General features: G+C 36.8%; 1 protein-coding gene. It reads left to right on the top strand.

Features of this window, described 5'->3' with window-relative positions; translation table 11 throughout:
- Positions 1-101: 101 nt before the first annotated feature.
- A partial coding sequence (locus tag BAQ49_RS01555) for an IS4 family transposase (protein WP_116733414.1) occupies positions 102-797 on the top strand: 696 nt, incomplete at its 3' end.

Below are 797 nucleotides of genomic sequence, written 5' to 3'. Positions count from 1 at the left end.
GTACCGCCACACATCCATCAACTTAAGGATTTAGACTATTCTTGAAGGTGAAAGCACGTTACTATTCTCTTATGTTAATGAGAAAGGGTGACGTGCTTTTTATGAATATGCATCAAAGTCAAGAGTTGTCTTTATTTGCCGAAGAGTTATATCGCTATATGTCTCCCGCTACACTTAATCAATTAGCCCTAAAAGCAGGCGGAATGAAACGAAAACGTAAGTGCCATGGGCACCATTTTTTATCTTTGTGTGTATGGTTAAATCAACAAATCGCTACTACCTCTCTTACTCAACTTTGTAGTCAATTAGAAACTTCAACAGGAATTTTATTAAGTCCTGAGGGACTTAATCGGCGATTTAACTCGGCTTCTGTAGCCTTCTTTCGAACTGTATTTACTTCACTTCTACAAGCTAAAATTGGGGGATTATCTAAGATTTCTCATGCTCTTTCTACTTACTTTGAACGTATTCTTATCCTTGATTCTACAACATTTCAAGTGCCGGATCGATTTGCATCTACTTATCCTGGTGCTGGAGGATGTAGTCATAAAGCTGGTGTGAAAATTCAACTAGAGTATGACTTGTTGAGTGGAGAATTTTCTGATGTGAAAATTGAACCAGGAAAACGAAGTGATCAGGCGTATGGTGCGACTCGAACAGGTATGGCACAAAAGAATGAACTGTATATTCGTGACTTAGGATATTTTCGTTTACAAGACTTTAAGTCTATTCAAGATAATCAAGGATATTATTTATCACGTCTTAAGTTACCAACTAAGATATATAGAAAAGAATTC

Source organism: Bacillus proteolyticus, assembly GCF_001884065.1.
GTDB lineage: Bacteria > Bacillota > Bacilli > Bacillales > Bacillaceae_G > Bacillus_A > Bacillus_A proteolyticus.
This window is presented reverse-complemented; position numbering and strand designations above follow the sequence as displayed.